Raw genomic sequence first — 22391 nt, 5'->3', positions numbered from 1 at the left:
CTTTGTATAAAAATTAATTCACTGTCTTTAGTACAATTGAAGGACTATTTTAAAATAGTCCTTCAATTGCCTTTAATTAAGTAATATAATTTATTACAAGCCAATTTTGTTATTGTGCCGCCTTTTTTAGTGATTCCGCCCTCTCTTTCTCCCATCTTTCAAGTTCAGCATTAAACTCCTCGGTATTCATAGGTTTATCGAGAATTTTCTGCCCCTTAAATCTTTCGCTTGAAACACCAAATGGCGAATAAGGTGATTCGAAAGGATTCAGGCGAGATGCGGAATAACCTCCGCCACCAACCGAATAAGGAATAACAAATGCCTGTTCTATTAAAAATGCTTCAGCTTCGGCAAATAAAGTGTACCGCTCTTCAATATCAAGCAATTCTGTCTTTGCGCTATCTACCATATTTTCATATTTAGTTTTTCCATTAGCTTCTGTATAACCTTGAGCCATTTGAGGCCAGTTATAGTTACTGTCAGGACTAAAGGGGTCTGTGTATGTTTCGGGATCTGCATAATCCGGACCCCAATTACATTCAAGCAGAGCATAATTTCCTGAGCGCCTTGTTGCATCTAAAAATCCCGTAGGCGGATAAGGCTCAATGATTACATCAATATAGTCTGTGCCAAGAAGATTCTCAAGCTGCTGCTCCACTACTTGAGCACGATTTGTCCATTCAGTAACACCTGTATTATACGGCATTAAAATTTTTATAGGAAACATTGCCTTTCCCTTTAGTTCAGTCACGGCTTTTTCTTTGTATTCAAGCGCTATGTCTCTATTAAAGGAATCTGTGTTTGAAAATTCAGCCAGCCCGTTAAGCCGGGTATAATCGGTGCCGTTTAAATCTACAAAGTTCTTTGGTGTTATGCTATTATTAAATCTGTATTCCGGGTTATAAGGTTCTGAAGTAAGCATTGCAGCTTTCCGGTCAAAGGCATGAAATATAGATTTACGAAAGTTCACATTATTAACTGCTGTTTTCCAATTTTCAGGCTCATATTCCTCCGCAAAATGAGGATTGAAATTTAAGGCATAAAAATAAGTGTAAAAGTTGGTTCTATTAGGCCGAATCAGGTCTTTCTTTTCTGAATCTTTCATCCATTCATCAAGCACTGATGACGGTATATCGGCATAATCGATGTCACCGCGTAAAAATAATTCCGGTGCCAAGGTTGCTGCCTCTTTGTTATATATATAATTTAGCTTTTTAATATGCACATTATCTTTATCCCAGTAATTCTCATTTGCCACTAAAACTCTCTTTGTTTGCGGTTCAAATGTTTCCATTATGTATGCACCATTGTATAAAAAGTTGACATTGTCTGTGCCGAATTTATCCTTGACTTCTTCTAAAAACTGCCCGTTAACCGGGAAGAAACACACATATGTGAGCATTGACAAGAAATATGGTATGGGCTTCTCTAAGGTATATTCAAGGATATAGTCATCAACAGCTTTTACTCCGACTTCATCAAAGTCTGTGATTTCGCCGTTATAAAATTTTTCAGCATTTTTGATAACCCTATACGCTATATTTGCGGTTTGTGATCCATGGGCCTGATCCAGTATATACTTCATAGCATCTACAAAATCTTGTGCCGTAACTTCTGCATACTCTTTACCGTCATGTGTAAACCATTTCACACCCTTGCGAAGTTTAAACGTCCAAACCAGTTTGTCCTCCGAAACATTCCATTCTGTTGCTAGACACGGCTGCACCACACCATACTTGTCATAATCGATTAAGGTATCTACCATATTAGCAGCTAATGCAAATTCTGACGTAGTCGAAGTAATCAAGTAATTCAAAGTTGTGATTTCTCCTGAGTAAACTGTAGAATATTCATCTTTTTCAGTAGCTGCATCTTCTTTGACTCCTGATGAGCATCCGGTTACAACTAAAGATAACGCCAACAAAACAACCGTAAGCACTGCTAATCTCCTAGTTTTAAACATATTTTAACCCCCCTTTTTTATTTGCGACGGCAAAATAACTTGATTTTAAAAATATTTTCATAAAATATGGTCTTGCCGATTCCAAGGCTTTTCATCGTTTTTTCTATGTTCACCTTGTGCAGCTTTAGAACTTCTTCAATAGTCCTTTCCTCAAATACTTCAACTGATTTTTTAAGCGGCATATTTATTCTCCCAACTTGTATGTCACTTATTCTCAAGAAAATTGTACCTTTTAAAGTTTAATTCTAATGCAAAAATCCTCTTTTTATAAATTTATTGTCAACACATGCAGCATGCTTAATTATAATCAAAAAAAATATATTGCACTTCTGGGTCGAAATTAACCTCCTACATTAAAATTATGCAATGTAACAAATTAATATAATCTTTTGGAAGATTTTTTGAGCTTATTTTTTTACTTTCAAACTTTTTATGTTTGACTTGAATATTGTAAAGTCATCACATGGCTTTTTAAGATAGTTTAGCTTATGGCAATGATTTTGGAGAAGCCCCTACATAAACCGATAAAAGCCACAATGATAGCAGAAAAAGCAGCAATCCATAGCTGCTTTAACATATCATTTTTGTTTTCATTATACATTAGCATGGTGCAGAGCATCCAAAGCATATAAGAAAAGGATGTCCACTTGTAAGGTCAACCGATTTTCTACCTACGCAGGTAAATCGGAATATGAGATAACTGGACAGCTGATAATAACTTTTATTTATCCGACGTGTTCCATATAAAAAAAGCCCCTATTAGGGGCTTTAGTTTAATATCACATCTGCTTTCTTTTTAATTGCCAGAGTCAAAAAAGAATAAAGCGGGACGTTGATTGTCTGTGCAATTATTCTTGCCGGCAGTGTGACAAAGAAAGGTATGTTAAAGCCAAGCTGTAAAAAGTACGGTGTTAAGATAACCGATGTTATAACTTGGCCTATCCCAATGGCTATTATATATTGCCAGAGGGATTGATTTTGCTGTTTAAAGAAGGTCTGCAATATAAGGGCGGGTATTATACCGCCGAGAGCTGCTGAAAGAGTAATCGGCGGGAAATAAAATCCGGTTGGATTTATGAAAAATCCCAGAAAATCCCCTAATGCACCTACTATTCCTCCGGCAAACGGCCCAAACACGATACCTGCAAAGATAGTTGGAAAAGCTCCAAAACCTATCCTTATCCCCTCAACTGTACCAATGTTTATTCTGATACTTGCAACCCTCGACAGTACAATGTTAAGGGCAACCAAAAAGGACAGATACACTAGTTGTTTTGTAGAAAGTTTTTTCATTAAAAATATAAGCCTCCTTCCATTATTTATGGCAGTATGTTATTCTGCCACACCAATGGAAAAAGGCTTTATTCCTCTGATGTGACAGCGAACGCGACAACTTACCGCAAGCAATACAGCTTTTCGTCCAAGGGCAACGTCCCATCCCTTGGCACTTGACGCAAGTTATCTACTCTGCCTTGTATATTAAAATATTATCAAAATTTTCGATTTTTGACTAATGGCTTTTTTATCCTAATTTAAGTCTATACATGTTTATATCGGTTTATCTGCTAAAGACTTTCTAATACTGCTTCGTACACTTTATCTGCAAGTGGCACTCCTTCATTTAAAAGCTGCTGCGTTTTTTCGTTGTATTCTCTGACAAAATCCTCATCATCAATGCTGCCAAGGTTTATTTTTACATTAAGCCATGCACCACAAAGAGCAGTCTTCAGGCACAGAGCGCCAACTCCTGTATCGCTAATTGTCGACGGATTTGCATGGCCTAAAGACTTTTCGTGTAAACGCAGGGCTTCTACGGCTTTTTCCATAATTTGAAAAGGAACGTTGGCTGCACCTTTTAGGGCTTCTTGCACCTTTTCCTTTCGTTTTGCCTTTTCTTCTTCAGTGTTTTTGGGCATCTTAAATGCTGCAGCAACTTTGTTAAATGCTTCGGTATCTTCTTCCATTAGTTTTACTAAATCCTTTTGAAGTTTTGCGGCTTCTTCAAGCAGTTCTTTCATGAGCGGTTCGCTCTCTTTGTACTTTTGTTTTCCAACTGTCAGATTTGCAACCATTGACAATAAAACCGTCCCTACAGCTCCTACCAGCGCAGAGGCAGCACCTCCTCCTGGAGCAGGTTCCTTAGAAGCTAAAACATCCAAAAATTCTTTTATGCTGCTGCTAATCACTTTTATTTTACCGCTCCCCTCGTTAAAAGTATGTGTTTGCTAAAACAAACCGGTAATCCTTCCAGATTCATCAATATCAATTCTTTCTGCCGCAGGGCAGAATTATTGTAGTTAAATTCCGCCACTTTATATGTATAGATTAATTTTTTGTAAAAAGTTTTTAATCATTTATTATCAACAACTATTTTGCCCTGCTTAACAACAGTTTTTACTAAATTTACTCCAAAATGATATACTAAAAAGTCTAAATCAGGCGAATCCCAAAGCAGGATATCCGCCTGTTTTCCAGTTTCTAAACTTCCTACGACAGATGACCTATTAATAGCCGCAGCGGCGTTTAGTGTTGCAGCCGTCAAAACTTCTTCAGGTGTCATCTTATACTTTATGCAGGCAAGATTTAAGATAAGCTGCAGTGATTCTGTAGGGCATGAACCTGGATTAAAGTCAGAAGCAAGCGCTACCGGAATGCCTTTTTCTATCATAGTTTTCGCTCTTGCAAAGGATTCGTCTAAATAAAGGGAAGTGCCTGGCAAAAGGATTGCTATAGTACCTGCCTTTGCCATATCATCAATACCTTTATCTGATGCATGAATTAGGTGTTCGGCAGAAATAGCTTTAACTTCAGCGGCAAGCGATGCACCTCCTAAGGGCGTTATCTCATCAGCATGAACCTTGGGAATAAGGCCATGTCTTTTGCCTGTTTCAAGTATATCCCTTGACTGCTCTGCATCAAAAACCTTATCCTCGCAAAATACATCACAAAACTCTGCCAGATTTTCTTTTGCAACCCTTGGAATCATTTCTTCCTTTATTAATTTTATATAATCATCAGCTCTTCCTTGATATTCCTTCGGAATTGCATGTGCTCCCATAAATGTAGGAACTAAGTCAACTGAATGCAATTTATTTAGCTCTTTAATCACATTTAAGGATTTAATCTCATCTTTTACATTTAAGCCATATCCGCTTTTTGCTTCGCAGGTGATTGTTCCATAGCTTAGCATTATATCAAGGGATTTTTTGCCTTTTTGCACCAGCTCTTCAAAACTTGCCTTGCGCGTATGCTCTACGGTGCTTAGTATGCCTCCTCCCATGCTCAATATATCAAGGTAGCCGGCACCCTTTAGCTTTAATGAAAGCTCTTTTTGCCTCCACCCTCCAAAAACCAGGTGTGTATGTGGATCCACAAGGCCCGGAGTTGCAAGGCAGCCTTTGGCATCGATAACAACAGTATCATCATTTATAAGAAAATCTTTAAGTTCCTCATCTTTACCTATAGCTGTTATTTTACCTTGAGACACTGCAATAAAAGCATTCTCAAGTATCTTTATCTTGCCTTGTTCTTTACCTCTTAAACAGGTTGCCCCTTGAGGGGTTGCGAGCATACCAATATTTTTTATAACAAGTTGTCCAGTATCTTTCAAAACTTCACCACCAATTTTTATCAAAGATTAGGGGCAAAAGCTTAATGCCCCTTGTTGCTTTATCACAGCTTTATATTACAACTGCATTATACTAGGGGCGGTCTCTGACCGCCTACAATCTATATAACAAATCAATTACTGTAACAAATAATTCTCCAATATCTGTTTATTAGAATCAAAGTTTTCCAATTGCAAATAGTATTCGGCTACATCTATAAGGGCTTTCATGGGAGTAAGGCCTACTATTTCACTGCCCACTATATTGACTCCATAGCGCCTTGCCTCCATTTTGACCATCTCAAAGGCTCTGTAAAGAGCTGTTTTTTCATAGTCTACCATGTTAATTGACACCTGGGCCAGGTTTCTATCTTTTAACATTACCCCGATAGCCCTTACATTTTTTAGCCCTCCACCTCTTTCGCGGATGAGTTTTGCAATTGTATCGGCAATTTTTATGTCTGATGTGTCAAGATTAATATTGTACGCTATAAGTGGTTTGCGCGCTCCAACGGCTACTACCCCTGCCGTAGGATGAATTTCCGGTTTTCCAAAATCAGGAGCCCACTGAGGGTCCTTTAATTTTTCTGCCATTTTTTCAAACTGGCCCTTCCTTATATTTGCAAGGTTTTTCCGCTCAGGCTTGGTAGCTGAATCTTCATATGAAAAGACTGGAATTGAAAGTTCTTCCGCAATTCTTTCTCCAACTTTCTTAGAAAGCTCTATACATTCTTCTACAGTGATATCCTTTACAGGCACAAAAGGTATTACATCAGTAGCGCCCATCCTGGGATGCTCCCCTTTGTGTTTTGTCATATCGATTAATTCGGCTGCTTTTTTGCAGGAAAGAAAAGCCGCTTCTGCTACCGCTTTCGGATTTCCAATAAATGTAAAGACACTTCGATTATGGTTTTTATCCGCGGAATAGTCTAGAAGCCTTACGCCTTCTACAGATCTTATTGTATCAGCAATAGCTTCTATGACCTCTTGGCGTCTGCCCTCACTGAAATTTGGAATACATTCAACGATTGGATTCAAGGTAGTTCCTCCTTATAAAGTTTTTATCTACTACTTCATCGATTAGTTCTTGCTTTGGTATATAAGGAAGTGTGATATGGCCAAGGCTATCGTAATTTTTATTAAACTCTACACCTGTTTCAATAGAGTTTTGATTTCGTGCCCAGGAGCGTCTTGCAACGCCGCACATTACATCCCATAATAGGGCAGACTTTATAATATCATCGGTCTTTTTGCTTCCATCTAGCAGCAGTCCGAAGCCCCCATTTATGGCTTTGCTTATGCCTACGCCTCCGCCGTTGTGAAGGGCTACAAGGCTCATGCCCCTTGCGGCATTGCCGGCAAAGCACTGTGTAGCCATGTCCGCCATTACATTGCTGCCGTCTTTTATATTAGCTGTTTCTCTAAAGGGTGAATCGGTTCCGCTCACATCGTGATGGTCTCGTCCAAGCATCACAGGCCCGATTTCTCCTTTTCTTACCATATCATTGAATTTAAGGGCTATTTTCATTCTCCCTTCAGCATCCTGATAGAGTATCCTTGCTTGGGTGCCTACTACCAGTTTATTCTTTTCGGCATCGCGAATCCAGATATAGTTGTCCCTATCTTGACCTCGGCGGTTTGGGTCAATGCATTCCATAGCTGCTCTATCTGTTTTTCTTAAATCCTCTTCCTTGCCGCTTAGGCAAACCCAGCGGAAGGGTCCGTAACCATAGTCAAAAAGCTCTGGCCCCATTATATCTTCAACATAGGAGGGGAATATGAAGCCATCTTTCTCATCTTTGCCATTTTTTGATATTTCTTTTACGCCTGCATCGAACACTGCCTTCATAAATGAATTTCCATAATCAAAGAAGTAAGTGCCGCGATCCACCAAGGTTTTTATAAGTTCAAAATGCCTTCCCAAACTTTTATCAACAAGCTGTTTAAATTTTTCTCTATCCGTTGCAAGAAGCTTGGTGCGCTCCTCAAAAGTTAGACCTTGCGGACAATATCCGCCGTCATATGCTGCATGGCATGAGGTTTGGTCTGATAATAGGTCAATATGAATGTTATTTTTTACTGCATATTCCAGCAAATCAACTATGTTGCCGTGATAAGCGATAGACATAGGTTCTTTCTTTTTCATATATTCATTAGCAATAGCAAATACCTCTTTTAAATCTGATGATACTTTTTTCACCCACCCCTGGTCGTAGCGCGTCTTAATACGGGAATAGTCGACCTCGGCTATGATTCCGACTCCTTCTGCAATCTCTACTGCCTTGGGTTGTGCTCCACTCATTCCGCCAAGACCTGATGAAACAAATAGATAGCCTTTCAGGTCTTCGTCATGGGAAATACCAAGTTTTAATCTACCGGCATTTAATAGTGTATTGAAGGTTCCGTGAACTATCCCCTGGGGCCCGATGTACATCCAGCCTCCTGCTGTCATCTGGCCATAATTGGCAACTCCCATCTCTTCGGCAATTTCCCAGTCATCATGGTTGTCAAACATGCCTACCATTAAGGCATTTGTTATAATTACTCTTGGAGCTTCCGGCTTTGAGGGAAAAAGGCCGAGGGGATGTCCTGACATAACTACAAGTGTCTGATCCTCAGTCATAACCTCAAGGTATTTTTTAATTAATCTATACTGCATCCAATTCTGGCATACGCTGCCGGTTTCGCCATATGTTACAAGCTCATAAGGATAAAGTGCTACCTCAAAATCGAGGTTGTTTTCTATCATAACTTGAAAGGCTTTTCCGGCAAGACATTTGCCCTTATATTCATCAATAGGCCTTCCATATATCCTTCCCTCCGGCCTATAGCGATAGCCATAAATTCTGCCATGGGTTAAAAGCTCATCTAAAAACTCAGGTGCAAGTTTTTCATGATACTGCTCCGGTATATACCTTAGAGCATTCTTTAGTGCAGTTTTAGTCTGTTCCTTTGTCAGATTAAACCCCCGGCTAGGGGCTCTCCTAATGCCTTCCACAAATTTCGGCATTTCCGGCAATTCATCATCCAGCTTTATTTTCATTGCCTTTGAAACATCACAATTGTTAAGCATTTTTAATCCCGCTCCTTTTTAATATTAGGATTCTTCTGTCTTAATTTTTAGGTTGTTAAAAAGAATATATCAGGGGAAACGAATTGCTTCCCCTGGTGTTTTAATATCTTATTTATCACAATGATTAATCATTTTACACTCCATCCGTTTTTCTATTCTGTGTAGCCAGTGATACTGCTACAAATACTACCAATGATACCAAAGCTGCATATATTTCCGCAGGTGCACCAAAGACATTCGCATTTGTCAGTATGCCCCATAAGGCAACAATAGAACCAATGATTAGTGATGCCAGTGCTCCCTCTCTTGTTGCAGATTCCCATAAAACTCCGCCTATAACCGGTATAAACACCCCTGCACTATACATTGTATATGAGTAAATAAGTGCATCTATTATTCCCGGCATTATCAGTGCTATTAAAAGACCTAATATCCCGATTATAAATGTAAAATTTCTGGATATGTTAAGTAATTTCTTTTCGTCTTTTATTTCATCCATTTGAAATGTTTCTATCCAAAAGTCTTTTACTATATGAGATGTAGCTGCCGTCAAGAGGGAATCCGCCGTTGACATTATGGCTGATAGTATTGCCGCTAGAACTATTCCACCTATTACAGGATTCATAAGATTTTGCACTACCCATGGAAAGGAATTTCCTCCACTGTCCAAATCTGATAACGCTCTAGCTCCCATACCAATAATTGTCGGAAAAAAACTAATTATTACCAGTAAAACACCACCAATTATTGATGCAGTTTTGGCTACATTTCCATCTTTTGCTGCAAACAACCTTTGATAAAAATCTTGACCAATAAGGGTATACATTATAGTTGGAAGTAATAACCACATTATGCTTGATGTGCCAAGACCCCCGAAGCTAAAGTAACTTGGCTCTACTCCCTTTGCAATTAACATGGCAGAAAGATTAGCCATTCCTCCGGTTTTAGTCAGTACTAGAACAGCTGCTAATACAACTCCAAATGTTGCTATTATTAATTGAACGGTATCGGTTATTGTTGCTGCCCACAGCCCGCCGAAGGTGGTATACACAATAAAAACCAATGTGGCAATAATTGCCCCTGCGTTGCCGGTTATTCCCAATATCTCTAGTGCTCCTTTTGCAGAAAGCACCATAGCAGCTAAGATTCCTATTAGTGCTATAAGGGAAAGTAACGCACCTAATATTCTGATAGTCTTCCCCCCATACCGTTGTTCAAGATAGTCCGGTACGGTATAGTATGACAACTCTCTAAACTTGCCCGCAGTGGTAAAAGCCAAAAGGAGTATACCTATACCGCAGGATACACCGTACCACGCTCCGGACCAGCCGTAATTGTAGCCATATTCACTACCTCCCATAACCATTCCACCGCCGAAATGCGTTGCAGCAAGGGTTGCGGCACACATCCAAACCCCAAGCCTTCGACCAGCCAATAAAAAGTCAGTCATCCCCTGAATATAATGTTTTCCAACCCACCAACCAATTCCTAACATTATTGCCATGTAAATAATCACTATTAATAAGATCATACCGGCACCTCCGTCTTTTTAATAAAATTATTGTAAGCCACTCCAACATTAGTAATGCTAAACTGTCTTTCTTTGTTATAGCATCCACAAATCCCCCCTTTGTGCTTTAATAATTTAATTAACTAAATTCCCTCTTTCTTTTTCAACTTTCTCTATCAACTTCCCTCTTTTTATTAGTTCAGCTAAATTTTTTATGTCATTACTTAATACTCGATCTTTTTGTAGTTGCATTACTTTTTCTCGTATAAAGTCATACATAAGCTTAGTGCCTTTACCAAGTCTTTGATTATTTTTAGATTTTAGTCGCAAATCTATTGCCTGGGCAGCACATAAAAGCTCAATTGCTAGAACATTTCTCGTATTCTCTACGATTTTTCTTGCTTTTCTTGCTGCAATTGTCCCCATGCTTACATGGTCTTCCTGGTTTGCTGAAGACGGTATGGAATCTACGCTGGCGGGAGTTACAAGGGTTTTATTTTCCGATACCAGTGATGCTGCAGTATATTGAGCTATCATAAGGCCCGAATTTAAGCCGCCATTGTCTACTAAGAATGCAGGCAGGCCCTCGTTTAGGCTAGGATTTACAAGGCGCTCAATCCGGCGTTCAGCAATGCTTGCCAGCTCTGAAACTGCTACCCCCATATAATCCATGTTTATAGCTATGGGCTCCCCGTGGAAGTTGCCGCCGGAAATAACGACATCGCTTTCAGGGAAAATTAAGGGATTATCTGTTGCCGAATTCATTTCAATTTCAACTATCTCTTTAATATGTTCTAATGCGTCTCTTACGGCACCATGCACCTGAGGAATACATCTTAATGTATACGCATCTTGCACCTTTGGATTACCTTGATGTGTTACAAATTGGCTTCCTTCTAAAAGTTTTCTCATGTTTCTTGCACATTCTATCTGCCCCTTGTGAGGCCTTACTAAATTAACATTTTCGTCAAAGGCATCTATAACACCATTTAAGGCTTCAAAAGTCAGTGCCGCAGATATATCAGCGATTCTTGACAAATTTATTGCTTCGGCAAGAGCTAGGCTTCCTATGGCTGTCATCGCTTGTGTACCATTTATGAGGGCAAGCCCTTCCTTTGCTTCAAGTGTTACAGGCATTATTCCTGCCAGTTGCATAGCTTCTTTGCCTGACATAACTTTTCCCTTATACGTAGCCTCTCCCTCGCCTATCATAACAAGAACCATATGTGCAAGAGGAACCAAGTCCCCACTGGCTCCTAAAGACCCTTGGGATGGAACTTGCGGTATTACTCCTTTGTTTAGCATATCAATAAGGGTTTGAAGTGTGGAATACCTTATACCTGAATAGCCCTTAGCAAGTGCATTTGCCCTAAGCAGCATCATTGCTCTTACAGCATCTTCTGGAAGATACTCGCCAACACCTGCCGAATGGCTTCTAATCAAATTCACCTGCAGATCTCGAGTATCTTGAGATGAAATATTCACATTGCAAAACTTTCCAAAACCGGTAGTTACACCGTATACGACATCATTATTTCGAATAATTTTTTCAACGTATTTTCTGGATGTTTCAACTTTCTCTTTCGATTCTAAAGCCAATTCGACTGATCCTTTTTTTACTGCTACCTCTATAATATCTTCCAATGTTAAATGCTCTCCGTCAATTATCAATATTGTCACCCCTGTTTCTTTATTAAGTTTGAAGTTAACTTTCTTTAATCTTTTTAAATAAAATGCTGCTACTTGACTCCTTATTCTTTTGTTTATTATATATATTCAACATTTTTTCAAAATTTCCTTCGTATAAAGCATTATTTTTCAAATTTTTTTGTTTGTTCTTAATTTTCTGCATTAACGTATTAACGATTTAAAGTAATAAAAATAGCGTGCTTTTTGAAAACACGCTAAATCAATATTCTCCCTTCACATGTAAGTATTACATCCGTTGAAATGAAAAATTCGTCTGCTATTCCAACTCTTATAACTCCTCCAGGCTGAACTACTCGAATTTCTCTTGATATGCCTCTCACCCTTTTAAGATATGTCCCAAGGGCTAGGCTCCCCGAACCGCAGCCGCGTTCAAAGACATTGCTATTTATCTCTTTTACATATACAAACGGTTTTATTTTATATGTATCATCTCTTATGGTTTCATACGGTATAACACCAATAGCATTTGTATCAATGGCTTTCTTTAAAGCTTGTGTAACCTCTGAGTATTCAACGAATTCCTCTTTTGTTTCTAATACAAAGTGACTTATTCCCTCAAATTCAACTATATAACCTTTAATTATTTTGCCCTGAAGTTCCAATTCCATCTTATCAATTCGTTTGGCTGGCGGCATTATACAGCTCGTGTTATAACAATAGGTATTAACTTTTTCTACTCTACATCTTATAGGTTCAGCTGCCCCGGAAGCATCAATGCTAAAGTTTTCTTTATCGCTCAATCCTTTATATCTAACATAAGCTGCTGCCGAGAGAGTAGCATTCCCGCAAAATTCGCCTCCTGCCATTTCAAGTCTTATGACCGAATCTTTTTTAGATGGCGGCACTATAAATCCTACTTGTTCAGCATGTAAATAATCATAATTCATAGCTTTTTCTGCAACAGCAGAATAGTAACTTTGAGGACAATAACTTGTTATAAGGACTGTGGTGTTTTGAACCGGACTTGTTTTAATGAAATCAATAATCACATATATCAACCTCCAAAACCTCTTTTTTATAAGATACTTATTTAACCGTACCCTGTGCTTAGTATTACAAGTAATTTGCAATGCAAAAAGTATTTTCCAATATCATTATAAACAACTAAGGTCGCTATTTATCATTTATTATAACAAATTTAAACACACCTTTGATTTTTGCTATAGCACTCTATCAATTTTTCATCTTGAATTTGACAGAATATCTTTCAAGGGTATAATTAATTTAAATAATATAAAGAATTACTCTTTTTTACAAAATCCCTGCCATATTCGTCTAGCACTATATATGAGGTTCGCTTTTGGTGTGTGAAATTCTAAGAATAACTGAGATATTTAAAGTAATCTAAGGATTATAGAGAGAGGGAGTTTGAAAAAATGTATAACACAAAAGATAAAATCACCAACTCTATTCTAGAACTTATCGGAATGACTCCTGTGTTAAAATTAAACAGGCTCTCACCTGAAACAGGGGCAACTATAGTGGCAAAGGTTGAATCGTTTAATCCGGGCGGCAGTATAAAAGATCGCATTGCCTTACATATGGTAAATGATGCCGAAGAGATGGGGCTGCTCAAACCCGGTTCGGCGGTTGTAGAGCCTACCAGCGGAAATACCGGAATAGGTCTTGCCATGGTATGTGCTGTTAAAGGATATCGACTTATTTTAGTTATGCCGGCATCTATGAGCGTTGAGCGGAGAAAACTTTTAAAGGCTTATGGAGCAGAATTTGTATTGACGCCACCTGAAGAAGGCATGGATGGTGCAATAAAAAAGGCTGAAGAGCTCGCAAAATCTTACGGTTATTTTATGCCAATGCAGTTTGATAATCCTGTCAATCCTTTTACACACGAAACTACTACAGCAATCGAAATATTAAGACAAACCGGCTACAGGTTAGATGCATTTGTAGCAACAGTAGGTACCGGCGGCACTTTTACAGGAATTTCAAAAAAACTAAAAGCCGAAGTACCGCATTTAAAGACAGTCGCCGTGGAGCCGGCAGCTTCTGCTGTTTTATCAGGGGCAGCACCTGGGCCTCATAAGATTCAAGGTATTGGTGCCGGCTTTATCCCAAAGGTTTTAGATATGAATTTAATTGATGAAATTATCGCAGTTGCGGATGAAGATGCCTATGAAATGACACGCAAGCTTTCAACCAAAGAAGGAATCCTTGCCGGTATCTCATCGGGTGCTGCAGTCTGGGCAGCTCAGAAAGTCGCAAAAGACTTGGGGCCTAGTAAGATAGTAGTAACTATACTTCCTGATACCGGAGAGCGGTATTTAAGCACAAAAGGCCTTTTCCCCGAAGCTTAAAATACTAAATTAAAATACCTCTCAGCTCGTTTCGTGGGAGGTATTTTAAATCCTGATGTAATGATAAAGCGGTAAATCTACAGTTTTCTATAAAGTTTTCATTTAATACGGAATATGAGGGATAAATTATGAAAGTCAATAAAATAAATTTTAGGTCTGCATCTAAAGTTTCAATGGCATTATGCTAATTTATCTTCTCTATGTCACTTTGGGTACTAAGATATAAAATGAAACACCATTTTTTTCATTTTCAACTCTGATTTTACCGCCATGCAGGGATACTATGCGGTTTACAATAGCAAGGCCAAGACCTGATTTGCCCTTATATCCTTTGTTGTATTTTTGAAAGAGAGTTTCCATGATTTCAGGCTCTATGCTAGGTCCATCATTATATATGTGAAGCATAGCTGAAGTTTCGTTCTCGGACGTTAAATCAATATCAATCTTACTGTTGGCATAGCGTATCTGGTTATCCAGTAAATTTTCAAGGACTACTCTCCATTGTTCAATGTCACCATTTATCTTTATCGGTGATAGTTTAAGCGACCAATCCAATTCCTTCCGATGCCAGCGCAGCCTTTCTACAACATGCTTTAGCAGTTTATCTATCTCAAAAATTTCTCGCGTCGGCTTATGTGTAGCCAGATAATCAAGTTTGGTCAAGTAGAGTAGGTTGTGAATGAGTTTTTGCAGTCTATCTGATTCTTCCTCAATTACTTGTAATGTCCGGTTCAAATCGCCTTTGGGAAATATGCCGTCTTTAATGGCCTGAATATAGCTTTGGATTACCATGACCGGGGTTTTGAGTTCATGGGAAATGTTCTGCAAGAAAGATTGCTGGGCTTCATCCTGAAGTACTAATTGCTGTCTGAGCTGTTCAACCGACTTCCCTAACCTGCCTATTTCGTCATTTCGCTCTAATTTAATAGGCTCTTGCCAGTCCCTGTCGGCCAGTTTCTCTACCCGTTTTTCCAGGGTTACCAGCGGCCTTGTTAGGTATCTGGCTAGGCCTAGCGATGGAAGCCAACTGAGTATGAAAGCCAAACCCATTATTGCAGAAAGCCTTTTGAAAAGAGTCTTTACCAAATCCTCACGATAGGTATCCCACATGTATGAGATAAGATATACATCATCTCCTAAAACTTTGCCTTTTGTTGCCACATAAAACATTTTCCTATCGCCTACTTGAGCACTGTAACGCTGGCTGTCCTTTGTTTGATTTTTTATTTCGTTTAATATTTTTTCCGATAACTCTTGTGGTGGCATGAAACCGGGATGTTTTATCCGGACGTCCGATAAATCTGAAGGCGGTAGAGGCATAGAAATACCAGGAGAAATAATAACCTGATCCTTCTTTAATATTATAAAATGGTTTACAGTGCGTATATCCTCAGGCGGACGCCTATTTAATATACTGCCAGATTCCCATGTCTCCCGGCTAATTTCATTGGCAAAGCGATCCAGTATCATCACTTGAGCACTTTCAATGGTTGCATAAATTTCTTTAGTAAAAAAATCTCGCAGAGTCATGGGCAGCAGAATACATAATAATATGGAAATGCATAATGTAATCACGGCAAAAACCAGCCAAATCTGCAAAGAAAGTGGGAGGTTCTTCATGACTTCACCAGCCGATATCCATATCCATATATGGTTTCCAGACAAAGCTGAGGCATCTTTTTTCTGAGCCGCCGAACCAAATCATCGACAACGCGATCTGAGCCGAAATAGTCGGTCCCCCATATATTGGTGAGTATTTGCTCCCTGGATATTGCAAGCCCTTGATTTTTAACGAAGTAAAGCAACAGGTCAAACTCTTTTGAAGTAAGGTCTATTACTTCTTCGTTCAGTTTCACCATTCTACTTGCTTCATTAATTATATATGGAGAAATTGTACGTGTTTGAGTGTTGGGACTATATATCCGCTCTAGAAGATTACGGCTTCGAATGACCAGTTCCCGAGGAAGAAATGGCTTGGCCAAATAATCGTCACTGCCTAGCTCTAAGCCAACTACTCTGTCTATATCAGCATCTCTTGCGGAAATAAAGATAATGGGCACTTGTGGTGAAACTGCTTTAATTTCCTGCAGCAGGTGGTAGCCGTCTATATCTGGAAGCATTATATCAAGTATCCACAAGTCAGGAGGATTTTCAATGGCCTGCTTAGCTTCATTGCCGGTTAAAAAAGATACTACTTGCCATCCTTCTTTTTGCAAATAAGAAGTTAATACCAAATTTAAATTTTTATCATCTTCTACTAAATATACACAGTAAGACATTGTTTTTCACCACCTCACGTAAATTATATCAAAAAGGACGTGTTATTTCATCGTCACGTCCTTTTCTACGTTTGTCATAATTCGGTAGGCACTTTAATAAGTGTCTGATAAAAATATGGAATCATTATCGAAGGTTTATGTGAAATTATAAAAAGAGTTATCGAGTCTGTAATGCATCATCAGATATACCTATTCTTTTTACTTCTAAGAATAAGCTTAACAATGATTATTCCAATAATCATAAATACTGTTGCATATATTAAAAGAAAGGTAAAATGCCACAAATTCATCCGTAGTTTGCCTTGAATCTTATCGAGCAGCGTGATTTTCTCATGAGCATAGAGTGTAAATGACAAGTCACCTTCAGGGAGCTCAGATAAGGTTGCCGTATAGGTATTATTTTCTCCCTTAGTAAACCTGGTGCTGCTCTTTACAATATAAGGAGCTTTTTGTGGTGTTATAATCGTAATATTTAGGTTTTTAAAATCTTCCCAGTTTTTGGCTGGATTCAAAATATAGTCAAAGGAATATAATGGTTCAGAGGTTTCTCTCTTATCCATAGTTCCTGATGCATTATAACTTACGCTTACCTCTTTTTCACTGTTGCCGGGAAACTTTACGGTGTAAACAAGGGTTAATATTCGTTGGTAATTTCCATGTTCATAAAGGTCATGTTCAGAGCTGTAGCCCATATTTTTCGTAAAGTAATTATCAAGGACTTTTGCGTACAGGTTATACAATTGGGTATCGGAAAACATACCATTATTTTTTCTGTAATCATTATTCCTTATATACTCCATTAGATATGGTTTAAGCTCCACTTCTTTTGTCAAAATCTGATGCGTAAATAAATCGGTTTTTTTGCTAAGTTCTCCGTCAGTATAAGCATTTATATTTAAATTAATGTCTTCGCCTAAAACATAAATTTGTAAAATCTCCGGTTTATAACACCAAGTGTCGATTCTTACATTATTTCCATTTCGTTCATATCCGTTAAATCCATACGTAAGTACTTTAGTTTTTTTAGAGTCGAAATTAAAATCTACGGCAAAGTTTATTCTTTGTTCATCTATTGGTTTCACATAAATAGTATACAGCTTGCCCTTTTCATTTTCAGCAAAGTTTTCCGCCTTATAAGGTTCATATGTAATGGTATTTACAATATCTTTAAACTCAAAACTGGGTTCCTTATCCTGTGCCGAAGCCCCGTAGCTGTCAACTATATCCCCAATAAAAATATCATACGGCACAGAACTGCCGTCAGCCACAATAGTTATATCATTTGGAGAAAGTTCATTAAGCCTTCCTACAAAAGGAAAAGCCATCTGTACCGACTGCGGTTTATCCGCGGAGTTAGCCATCTCATAAGTGGCAGTAACTTTGCCCATTATCGTATAATCTGAACCATTATCATCAGAAAAATCGAATATAAGATTTTCGTTTTTCACTGTGATCGGAGAATTTTCCTCAATTAACATTATATCCGAAGACGGATATCCCTTCCAAAACACCGGTCCGGAATTTGCTAAAACCGCAAAGGCAGCGGAGCATAAAACAGTTATCAATATAATAGCTGTTATGAGCTTTTTCATAAAATCACCTCTTTATTTTTTAGACGTTGCTATATAGAAAATAGTTCCATATAAAATTAGCAGTGAAGGTCAATAGGCTTTAAAAATTTTTACAGTTATGTAAAAAGTGCTGATTGTACGTATAAAAAGCAAACGACTGCCCAGAAAAAGGGCAGTTAATTAGATTTCGTCATAGCCTAATATAGCTTATTTGCTATCACTATTTCATTAAAAACATTGTAAACTCTTCACCCACCTGTTTATAATCATTGCTCATCTTCCCACTTTGTTCAGGATATTTTGCAGCATAAGGAGTCAGGGTAATAGATGTGATTTCATCAGATAAATCCCCGTGGATGTTTTCGTATTTAAATACTATATCTTCACCGGATACACTGGTCAGGAAAAATGTAACTTCATTTCCCAGATTGTCATGGCCCCTTAATTCAATAGCATATGCATCTTTTGATTTGCCTTTTACTTTTCCAAAAAATTTTTGATTTACAGGGTTGTATCTAAATTCCTCCAAGCTATATTTTTGACCACCTACAGTGAAGGAGTAATTCATTGGCAATGTATGGGAATTTGCCATTAATTCGCTGCCATTTGCCGTAAATTCAAACTCCCATTTTCCTTTTATCCCCTTTTCAGATTCGCCGATACGATAATTTAAATTATGGAGTATAATTTTTACGTCTATGTTTTCTTCTAAATCAATTCCTTTAGTGTCAACAGCATAAATGTGGGAAAATGCCGTTTCGGAATTTCCGATCCTCCTAGAACTACCGGTGGCACCGTAATTTGTTAGTCTTTTGCCGTTGATAAAAATATCATAATCAAAATTAACCCAATCTACAGGTGTATTTGCATTTGCAATTGTAGAAAAAATTAATTCATCTTTGTCTATGATAACATCGGTTAATTTTATTTCTACTCCATTATGTTCCACTATTTGATTAATTACATTTGCATAAGGCTCGATGTTTCTTTTAATGCCCAGCGCTTCCCCAATAGAATAATAAATCTCTGAAACTTTCGACTCTGCAGCTGCATAAACGCTTCTCCCAAAATTTGTCTGGCTTAAAAGCCCAACAGCTAAAACTGCAACAGCAGCCATCATTCCAAATTTTTTAAAGTTGAATCTTTGCTTCCTGTTCTTTTTAAAACATTTTTTTAAACTTTGTTTTTCAACATCGTTTAAAACCTCTCTATCATAATCCTCAAGATTAATCTTGGTGTAATTCAAGAGTTCATATGCGTTTTTATAATCCCTCATTGCCGGAACCTCCTTTTATACTGAAAGCTTCACGGATTCTCTTTTTGCCTCTTGAAAGCTTGTTATAGATAACGGATTTACTAAGTTTTATATCATTGGATATTTCGTCTATACTTTTATCTTCAAAGTATAGCTTTACAAAGATTTCCCTATCTTCTTTCGACAGGCTCTTAAGCATTTTTTCGGTCTCTTCGCTAATTTCATTTGATAAGACTTTTTTTAGTGTATTATCTTCAGCAGGGATAGTTACATTTTCCATATTTTCATTTTCCAAGTCTCTTAAATATTTCCTTACATAGTTAAGTGATTTGTATTTTGCAATTCCCCCTACCCAGTTTTTAAAACTGGACTTTTTAGGGTCATAATAGCGTATATTTTCCCAAATCCCTAGTAGACAATCATTCATACACTCCTCATAATAATTTGGAAGGTGATAAAGATGTTTTTTTATGACTGTCTTGAGAATCCACGCATAATTGTCAATAACATACTCGAGAGCTTTCTCATTCCCCTTTTTGAGCTGTTCAATAAAATTTTCTTCGGTTATTTTCAATGGGCACCACCTTCTATAGGCTAATTTTCTACATGTAGATTATTTACCCTTCTACTTAATATTTCACATTGGGAAGAGAAAATCTATCAAGAATTAAAAATTTCATTTAAAAATGTATGCAACCTCAGATTTTAATAAGAATAAAGCTATCGGCATAACGCCAATAGCTTTATTCTTACTACAACCCTAACCAACGCAAGGCTTAAAAAACGAAGTTATCCATATCTTTAAAGTCTTTAGCGAGCTCATCTTTATCCATTTCAACAAATGCCGATTTTTTGTCCTTTATAAAGTAATGGGCGTTAAATGTGCGACTTGCAAACTCCATAAATCCGATTTTTGACATTTCACGTATTTCATCAAATGAAAGCATGGAAAGAGTGCCCTTTTCTTGCGGTGCAGTTCTTGCAGCGCTTCCGATAATAAATGCAGCTCCACGCAGGCCAAATGTTTATACTGATCTGCGTATATGCTTTTTTCAAAGCTTGTATTCAGGCATTTTTTATATTATTTTTTAAAATTGTCGTTTGTAAAATCATAATAATCGGATAAAATCTTCTGCAGCAAGACCTGCGTCATACCTCATGAACTTTCATTTTTTCTCTTAACCCACGAATAGCCAAGCTAAGCTGTAAAACCCGTATTCCCGACTTAACACTCGGTAAACCTAGTATTACGCCGAAAGCTAAAATCCCTTTAAAATCATCATTATGGTAATTCCACAATGTAGATGAGAAAAAAGGCTTTCTTGTATAATAAATATATAATCCCATTAAGAGAGTAAAAACTATAAAATAGATATATGGTTTTCTTCTTTCTTTCAAAGCCTCGATTTTATCCGTGATATTGCTATAAATAGCAAAAGGTTTCCCATCATTCTTCTTTTCAAGAATTAACAGTTCTCGATTTATCATGCCTCGTGATGTTGCGATTTTCCCACCTTTGTCGGCAAAGGGCCGATATTTTACCTTACCTATGGAAAAGTGTCCCAGATTGATTGGCTTTTCATAATATGTAATATTCATTTCACTTATAAATTCTTCGTATTTGATTCTTTCTTGGTTAGATTTATTTCCGATATAATCAACAGCATACTGATATTCTCCGGGATTGCTTGGTTCAAATTCATAGAAAAGTCTTCCAACTTTAGACAGTTTCCAGCCGTTCTTAGCCTGCTCATTTAACCAGTGTGCTTGGCCCTCAACGGGATTCATAAACAGCTTAAACTTTCTCATCAATTTCAGCTCCTTCATTCCTTAAAATTTCCTCGCCGATTTTATACACTTCCTTTAATCTTTTCATTTCCGCTTCAACTTGTAACTTCCCTAAATCAGTAATAAGATAATCTTTTTTTCTTTCGTTTTTTTCTGCAGGTAAAGCTTTAATCCATCCTTTCTTGGATAGATTGTTGATGGCTCCATATAAAGTCCCCGGTCCAAAAACAACCCTGCCATTTGTCTTCTCCATCACAAATTGCATCACCCCATAACCATGGTTTGGCTGATACATCGCCAGAAGAATAAGAAATGCAGTTTCTGTTAATGGAGATTCCTGCACTTTTCCCAAAATAGAAACACCTCCATATTACGTAAAACGTAGTATATGTTTATAATATCGTGTTGCGTAATACGTGTCAAGTAGTAAATTAATCCTATGCAGTTTTCAGATTTCCCGTTACATAATTACCATGGGATACAAAATTCCCTATAAGTTTTAATTCATTAAGATTAATATTGTTATATCAAAAAAGATATATTCTGCATATTTTCGACTGGATAAAGCGGTGATTTTGAAATAAAAAAGCTATAAACGAACAAATAGTTCATTTACAGCTCTAATAGAGCATCCTATGCTTTTGATTCCCCTTACCCACCCTCGCTTTAAATTATAAATTAGTACATGGTAGTAACAATAACAATCTATTTGTACTGGTGTAACATTTATGGGCTTAATTTGTTATATGTGGAATCGAACCACCGGCTTTGCCCCAAAGCCACCATCAGTATAACTTTGACCTAGTTATAAGGTTTGTACTCACTTTTATAATTTACAGCTACCAACTTTGTTTAGATTAAATCTATAGTCCAATTCAGTCCTTGAATTTTAGTATCGAGCTCTCTATACTCTTTTGACAATTTATCTATCTGTTTTTGCAATTCTTTTACATTTACTACACTAATATATTTAATTTCAGTTCTGGAATATCTATCTTGCTTTACACTGGCCGCCTCAGTTATATGTGATAAAACTAATCTTTTTTCCCACAGCTTATCTCTTTCCGCTAATGCGTCCGCTAAAGTCCATTCTTTGTTAAACTTTGTTGCATTGTTTGTCTTATTTATTCGTTTAATAATATCTGTCAATTCTAATAAGCAATCATCCAATTCCTCTAATAGAACGTCCGGTTCTTCACTTGGCTTTTCGCCTTCTTGAACCATTACATTATTTCTTAACCTATTTTTAAGTTGTTCTATTCTCTTTTGTAAATCTGATCTTAATATTAACGCCTCTGCCAGTTTCATAGCACAGCCTCC

20 protein-coding genes and 1 riboswitch are annotated in these 22391 nt (G+C 37.5%); of the genes, 1 reads left to right on the top strand and 19 read right to left on the bottom strand.

Going from position 1 to position 22391, the window contains the following annotated elements; translation table 11 throughout:
- Nucleotides 1-109: 109 nt before the first annotated feature.
- The 10 genes from TEPIRE1_RS03960 to TEPIRE1_RS03920 all read right to left on the bottom strand — a co-directional run bounded on the left by TEPIRE1_RS03960 (nt 110) and on the right by TEPIRE1_RS03920 (nt 12852).
- Nucleotides 110-1963, bottom strand: a complete 1854-nt coding sequence (locus TEPIRE1_RS03960; RefSeq protein WP_013777887.1) for a peptide ABC transporter substrate-binding protein — start codon at nt 1961-1963, stop codon at nt 110-112.
- Nucleotides 1964-1980: 17 nt separating this feature from the next.
- Complete coding sequence (locus TEPIRE1_RS13745) at nt 1981-2145, bottom strand: hypothetical protein (RefSeq protein ID WP_015295075.1); 165 nt, start codon at nt 2143-2145, stop codon at nt 1981-1983.
- 586 nt (nt 2146-2731) lie between these two features.
- Entirely contained in the window at nt 2732-3256 is a 525-nt protein-coding gene (locus TEPIRE1_RS03955) for a folate family ECF transporter S component (protein ID WP_013777886.1), read from the bottom strand.
- 83 nt (nt 3257-3339) lie between these two features.
- Nucleotides 3340-3435, bottom strand: a riboswitch (THF riboswitch).
- A 93-nt stretch (nt 3436-3528) separates the two neighbouring features.
- Complete coding sequence (locus TEPIRE1_RS03950) at nt 3529-4149, bottom strand: cyclodeaminase/cyclohydrolase family protein (RefSeq protein ID WP_013777885.1); 621 nt, start codon at nt 4147-4149, stop codon at nt 3529-3531.
- Between the two features lie 164 nt (nt 4150-4313).
- Nucleotides 4314-5573 (bottom strand): imidazolonepropionase, encoded by a 1260-nt coding sequence (hutI, locus tag TEPIRE1_RS03945; RefSeq protein WP_013777884.1) that lies wholly within the window; start codon nt 5571-5573, stop codon nt 4314-4316.
- Between the two features lie 135 nt (nt 5574-5708).
- Entirely contained in the window at nt 5709-6608 is a 900-nt protein-coding gene (gene ftcD, locus TEPIRE1_RS03940; RefSeq protein WP_013777883.1) for a glutamate formimidoyltransferase, read from the bottom strand.
- Nucleotides 6592-8643 (bottom strand): urocanate hydratase, encoded by a 2052-nt coding sequence (locus TEPIRE1_RS03935; protein ID WP_013777882.1) that lies wholly within the window; start codon nt 8641-8643, stop codon nt 6592-6594. The genes ftcD and TEPIRE1_RS03935 overlap by 17 nt, the downstream gene beginning before the upstream one ends.
- Before the next feature lie 133 nt (nt 8644-8776).
- Nucleotides 8777-10174: a sodium:solute symporter family protein gene (locus TEPIRE1_RS03930; RefSeq protein WP_013777881.1), complete on the bottom strand. Its 1398-nt coding sequence runs from the start codon at nt 10172-10174 to the stop codon at nt 8777-8779.
- Between the two features lie 114 nt (nt 10175-10288).
- Nucleotides 10289-11833 (bottom strand): histidine ammonia-lyase, encoded by a 1545-nt coding sequence (gene hutH, locus TEPIRE1_RS03925; RefSeq protein WP_173391417.1) that lies wholly within the window; start codon nt 11831-11833, stop codon nt 10289-10291.
- Nucleotides 11834-12057: 224 nt separating this feature from the next.
- Nucleotides 12058-12852 (bottom strand): diaminopimelate epimerase, encoded by a 795-nt coding sequence (locus tag TEPIRE1_RS03920; protein WP_013777879.1) that lies wholly within the window; start codon nt 12850-12852, stop codon nt 12058-12060.
- A 387-nt stretch (nt 12853-13239) separates the two neighbouring features.
- Here TEPIRE1_RS03920 and cysK point away from each other — a divergent pair, with 387 nt between their 5' ends.
- Nucleotides 13240-14178, top strand: a complete 939-nt coding sequence (gene cysK, locus TEPIRE1_RS03915) for a cysteine synthase A (protein ID WP_013777878.1) — start codon at nt 13240-13242, stop codon at nt 14176-14178.
- 198 nt (nt 14179-14376) lie between these two features.
- Here the strand turns inward: cysK and TEPIRE1_RS03910 are convergent, their stop codons facing one another.
- The 9 genes from TEPIRE1_RS03910 to TEPIRE1_RS03875 form a co-directional block, all read right to left on the bottom strand.
- Nucleotides 14377-15798, bottom strand: a complete 1422-nt coding sequence (locus tag TEPIRE1_RS03910; RefSeq protein ID WP_013777877.1) for a sensor histidine kinase — start codon at nt 15796-15798, stop codon at nt 14377-14379.
- Nucleotides 15795-16457 (bottom strand): response regulator transcription factor, encoded by a 663-nt coding sequence (locus TEPIRE1_RS03905; RefSeq protein WP_013777876.1) that lies wholly within the window; start codon nt 16455-16457, stop codon nt 15795-15797. The genes TEPIRE1_RS03910 and TEPIRE1_RS03905 overlap by 4 nt, the downstream gene beginning before the upstream one ends.
- A 179-nt stretch (nt 16458-16636) precedes the next feature.
- The gene (locus TEPIRE1_RS03900; RefSeq protein WP_013777875.1) at nt 16637-18049 is read right to left on the bottom strand and encodes a hypothetical protein; all 1413 of its coding nucleotides are present in this window, start codon (nt 18047-18049) and stop codon (nt 16637-16639) included.
- 199 nt (nt 18050-18248) lie between these two features.
- Entirely contained in the window at nt 18249-19304 is a 1056-nt protein-coding gene (locus TEPIRE1_RS03895) for a DUF4179 domain-containing protein (protein WP_013777874.1), read from the bottom strand.
- Nucleotides 19291-19857 carry a sigma-70 family RNA polymerase sigma factor gene (locus TEPIRE1_RS03890; RefSeq protein ID WP_013777873.1) on the bottom strand — a complete coding sequence of 189 codons (567 nt, stop codon included), beginning with the start codon at nt 19855-19857 and terminating at the stop codon, nt 19291-19293. Before TEPIRE1_RS03890 ends, TEPIRE1_RS03895 begins: the two co-directional genes overlap by 14 nt.
- A 202-nt stretch (nt 19858-20059) precedes the next feature.
- Nucleotides 20060-20230 carry a polysaccharide deacetylase family protein gene (locus TEPIRE1_RS13810; protein WP_013777872.1) on the bottom strand — a complete coding sequence of 57 codons (171 nt, stop codon included), beginning with the start codon at nt 20228-20230 and terminating at the stop codon, nt 20060-20062.
- Nucleotides 20231-20432: 202 nt separating this feature from the next.
- Nucleotides 20433-21092 (bottom strand): DUF2812 domain-containing protein, encoded by a 660-nt coding sequence (locus TEPIRE1_RS03885; RefSeq protein ID WP_013777871.1) that lies wholly within the window; start codon nt 21090-21092, stop codon nt 20433-20435.
- Nucleotides 21079-21423, bottom strand: coding sequence for a PadR family transcriptional regulator (locus tag TEPIRE1_RS03880; RefSeq protein ID WP_013777870.1), 345 nt, complete (start codon nt 21421-21423; stop codon nt 21079-21081). Before TEPIRE1_RS03880 ends, TEPIRE1_RS03885 begins: the two co-directional genes overlap by 14 nt.
- A 500-nt stretch (nt 21424-21923) precedes the next feature.
- Nucleotides 21924-22379 carry a DIP1984 family protein gene (locus tag TEPIRE1_RS03875; RefSeq protein WP_013777869.1) on the bottom strand — a complete coding sequence of 152 codons (456 nt, stop codon included), beginning with the start codon at nt 22377-22379 and terminating at the stop codon, nt 21924-21926.
- Nucleotides 22380-22391: the final 12 nt, after the last annotated feature.

The sequence above is a fragment of the Tepidanaerobacter acetatoxydans Re1 genome, assembly GCF_000328765.2.
GTDB classification, from domain to species: domain Bacteria; phylum Bacillota; class Thermosediminibacteria; order Thermosediminibacterales; family Tepidanaerobacteraceae; genus Tepidanaerobacter; species Tepidanaerobacter acetatoxydans.
The sequence above is the reverse complement of the archived record's forward strand: the minus strand, read 5'-3'. Positions and strand labels throughout refer to the sequence as shown.